Source organism: Robbsia andropogonis (genome assembly GCF_000970345.1).
Classification (GTDB): domain Bacteria; phylum Pseudomonadota; class Gammaproteobacteria; order Burkholderiales; family Burkholderiaceae; genus Robbsia; species Robbsia andropogonis.
In genome coordinates, this window is sequence record NZ_LAQU01000101.1 from 1 (window position 1) to 3,386 (window position 3,386).

The window sequence follows — 3,386 nt, forward strand, 5'->3', positions numbered from 1 at the left end:
TACCGAGATCCAGAGACTGGCTGGACGTGGTCCGGTCGCGGCAAGCCGCCGAAGTGGATTGCCGGAAGGGATTACGATCAATTCTTGATCCAGCGCACATCGTAACGGGCGAGCCTGAGCACTTTCGCTTAGCCCGACGAAGCATCAGATTGCCCTAAGGTCCTGCGTGTCTTGCATCGATAGGCATTACCGCCTTCATGGCTTTTCAGCGCGCGTCGTCTTCATCTGACCAGGCTCGGTTTGGCCTATGAATTCCTGGAAGAGTCAGACAAGGCCGGGCTCAGCCAGGGTGGCATTGACGTCCGCGAATCAAACAAGTTTGTCGCTCATTCAGATATCCGAGTAGCATGGCAGCAGGTCCTGATCGACCAGGCGGATCTCGATGCGGTTGGCAATCTCGACGTGCTCAGGGTTGTCCACAGAAAACACAGCGTCGGTCACGCTCACGATGATAGTGCCGGTTTGTTTGCTGCCGGCCTCGGGAACGGGAATCAGTGCGCGCGCTTCCGGCACCTGCTGCGTGGTGATAATCCTGGGCACATAGAGCATCCACCCGACGCCAGGTTTGTCGTCGAACACCTGCTTCTCGAAATAGCCTTTCGGCGATACCTCCACAACCGCCGACTGGAACGTGGCAACAATCGCCTGAACGATGCGAGCCATATCATCGAACGATTGATAGCAGCCCTTCATGTCGATATCGAGGCTTACACGATCGGGCAGGACCTTTGCGTCTGACACTTGACACGAAATGGACGCTCCCTCGTTATCTCCGGTCGCAACGTTCCAGATCGCTGCATGGGAAACTGCTCGCCTTTTGCCGCTCGCTCGTGTCGTCAGGACTGCAAGCGCGGGAGTCGATGGTGAGCCGCTTTCGTCAAAGGCGGGATAGAGGCTTGCCTCTTCAAGCGAGTCTCCTGTGAGCCGCCAGTTGGGATGTGCCATCAACGGTTCGCTAGCCGACAAGGCGGCAACGAGTCGCGATTCCCGGGCAAGCATTTCCTGAAAATCGCGGGACGACAGCGAGGCGTCCCTGAACATCGCGTTTATTTCCATGTTCGAATCACGGTTGGTAGACAGCCTGGATGCCAAGGCGGGTAGCCAGCGGCATCATCTTTTTGTAGGCGAGCGGCGTCTGGAAGTACCACGTCAGGCGTGCCGGAGGATTCAGACGCACAACGCTACCCTGATCGACCATCTGATCTTCCATAGACCTGAAACCATCGAACCATTTGTCGGCCTTTGGAATCGACCCGTCAAGAAACTGATCGTAATTGCCTTTGGCTTCCTGAAGAAGGCAGTCGTCAGGCTGAAAGCCATCGAAGTCAATGTCGAGCCATTCCCATTCGTCGCTCCAGCGGCATTCCTCAGCATCGAATGCGAAACCAGTTATTCGGGCTTGGTAACGGTAGGAGTTCCAGTTCACGCCATGCTTACGCCTGATCTTGATGCCGGCCTCAGGCGGGCACTTCTTGCAACTCTCGCCGGTGCGCGGCAGCGTGCGCGCAACGGGTGCAGCCTTGCTGTCCTCCTTTGCCGTGTCGCCCGACAGGCTAGCGGTTCCCGCCGTTGCCGCTCAGCCCAATAAGGCTGCGCCAGCGCGCGCCAAGACTGGCCCAAGCTCGGCTACTGCGGCCTCCAGTCCGGTCAACAATATTCCCGCCATTTATCGCTCCCCCTACAAACTCAGGATGTTGGATCTTCCAGCGCATGACGCGCAGATAATCATGGAACCTTTCGTCTGCCGAGCGGCCAGGGCGTGTCAGCCGGGTGCGTGTGGCCGGCTTATCGTAAAAACCCGGCGCGTAAGCTTCCAAACGCAGGAACGCGACGAGGTTGTCATCAACCCGAATACCAAACGCCCGTGCTGCCTTGAACGCGCGCCAGAGCCTCGGCGACAACGCTGAATCCTCGGCGAGCCGTGGGTCTGCCTTCACGAGATCTTCTCGCACGCGTTCCACAAAACCCTTGGCGTCGACCTCGGCGAGGGCGGCTACCTGTTCGGCAGTCAACTCAAGCATGTGGATGCACCCTGAACAAATCGCCGTTGATCTGGACCAACCAGTCGAACGTCGGCACAAAAAATTCTGCCCGCTGGGAAAACGACAGCAGCCCGGCGATTTGCCCCACGACACGCGCATCGTAGAAGCGCAGCAGCGCCGTACGCCCATCCGGCATCCGGACGTCCAGCCGCTCGCGCAGTTCGTGGGCGAGCCCCCGAAATGGGTATGCGCTAATGAACCACGACACTCCCTCTGCGCCGGCGGCCAGCTCTAGCAGCGTGCGCTTGATATCAACCGACGCGTCAGCGACATCGATCAGCCACGGGCCGGCATCGGCCAACGACGCGTCGACGGTTCCATCAAACAAGGCAACAATGCCCGTTGATCGCTCGAGCGCGGTTGCACCAGGCGCTCGCGCATAGAGCAAAGCATCGACTAGGGCGTAGAGCCGAACAGGCAGTGAAATTTCAAGCTGGCGTTGCGCAAAAGACAGGTCGATCTTCGACGGCTCCACCGGCTACTCCCGCATCACAGTCGTTGCGCCGCTCTCGGCTGCCGCTTTGAGGCATTCCAGGCAAAGCGTTGGGCTGGGTGAAAGCGCTTGGCCCGTCGATGCGGCTGACGCCACTGCGGCGGCACCGGTGTATGAGTCAGCCTCGCCATCATCCGTGATTGTCGACGATGACTGCGATGCGATCAGAACAGCGCCACATGCCGTGCGCATGCCTTCAACGGCCGTATCTCGGCCGTTTATGCGATGTGGGTAACGTCTGCCCAACAGGTCCGGCAAAATCGCAAAGACGCCTTTGCAGCGCGGGCAGGAAACCTGATGTCCGACGCCCGCGATGCATCTGCCGTCAATCTTGCCTGCGGGACTTCCTTCGATTACCGTGCCGCCATGCGACGTGGTATCGCCTTCGCAAATGATGGCGCGTTTTACCAATTGGCCCTCTCTAGGATGTTCTTTGGTATGAATTTACCACGCGCGACGATACATCCATGCGCGCGCCTGTACCGCAGCAGGTGAGTCTACATTTGCTTTACGGATTGTCACAGCAACTCGCCTCCTTGATTGTCCACCTCAGGTCGATTACTCGAACCGTTCGGCTTCGCGGGATTTTGATCCTTGAGATCGGCAAACTTGGCCGCCATCGTCGGATTGCCCCGCGTCAATCTCTTGATCGTCACGTCCTGCGCCTTGTCGTTAGCCAGGCGCAGGTTCCGGTCGGTGCCGAGTAGGGCTTCCTTCGTTTCTGCAGATGGTCAATTGACTTGTCGATCTCGTCGATCGCCGTCTGGAACCGCCGGGACGCAAGCTCATAATTTTTCCCGAAAGCAGTTTTAAACGACTCGAGTTCCGTCTCGAAGTTCGTGATGTCGATG

At 58.4% G+C, this 3,386-nt stretch carries 6 protein-coding genes and 1 pseudogene; 1 reads left to right on the top strand and 6 read right to left on the bottom strand.

Going from position 1 to position 3,386, the window contains the following annotated elements:
- On the top strand, nucleotides 1-105 hold a 105-nt coding region (locus tag WM40_RS29245; protein WP_157793804.1), incomplete at its 5' end, for an H-NS family nucleoid-associated regulatory protein.
- A gap of 225 nt (nucleotides 106-330) precedes the next feature.
- Here WM40_RS29245 and WM40_RS25970 read toward each other — a convergent pair.
- From WM40_RS25970 to WM40_RS29250, 6 genes and pseudogenes are all read right to left on the bottom strand, one after another.
- Nucleotides 331-1,056, bottom strand: a complete 726-nt coding sequence (locus WM40_RS25970) for an immunity 52 family protein (protein WP_046154476.1) — start codon at nucleotides 1,054-1,056, stop codon at nucleotides 331-333.
- Between the two features lie 7 nt (nucleotides 1,057-1,063).
- Entirely contained in the window at nucleotides 1,064-1,552 is a 489-nt protein-coding gene (locus WM40_RS25975; RefSeq protein ID WP_046154477.1) for a restriction endonuclease fold toxin 5 domain-containing protein, read from the bottom strand.
- Between the two features lies 1 nt (nucleotide 1,553).
- A complete protein-coding gene (locus WM40_RS25980) occupies nucleotides 1,554-2,021 on the bottom strand; it encodes a hypothetical protein (RefSeq protein WP_046154478.1) in 468 nt (155 codons plus the stop codon).
- Complete coding sequence (locus tag WM40_RS25985; RefSeq protein ID WP_046154479.1) at nucleotides 2,014-2,517, bottom strand: DUF4123 domain-containing protein; 504 nt, start codon at nucleotides 2,515-2,517, stop codon at nucleotides 2,014-2,016. Before WM40_RS25985 ends, WM40_RS25980 begins: the two co-directional genes overlap by 8 nt.
- A gap of 3 nt (nucleotides 2,518-2,520) precedes the next feature.
- Nucleotides 2,521-2,946: a PAAR domain-containing protein gene (locus WM40_RS25990; RefSeq protein WP_046154480.1), complete on the bottom strand. Its 426-nt coding sequence runs from the start codon at nucleotides 2,944-2,946 to the stop codon at nucleotides 2,521-2,523.
- Nucleotides 2,947-3,053: 107 nt separating this feature from the next.
- Nucleotides 3,054-3,386: pseudogene (locus tag WM40_RS29250) on the bottom strand (DUF2130 domain-containing protein); the annotation flags it as partial.

Bases quoted from the DNA above. Each gene is read 5' to 3' on its own strand.
- WM40_RS25970 (WP_046154476.1), bottom strand. From the start codon at position 1,056: ATGGAAATAAACGCGATGTTCAGGGACGCCTCGCTGTCGTCCCGCGAT.
- WM40_RS25980 (WP_046154478.1), bottom strand. From the start codon at position 2,021: ATGCTTGAGTTGACTGCCGAACAGGTAGCCGCCCTCGCCGAGGTCGAC.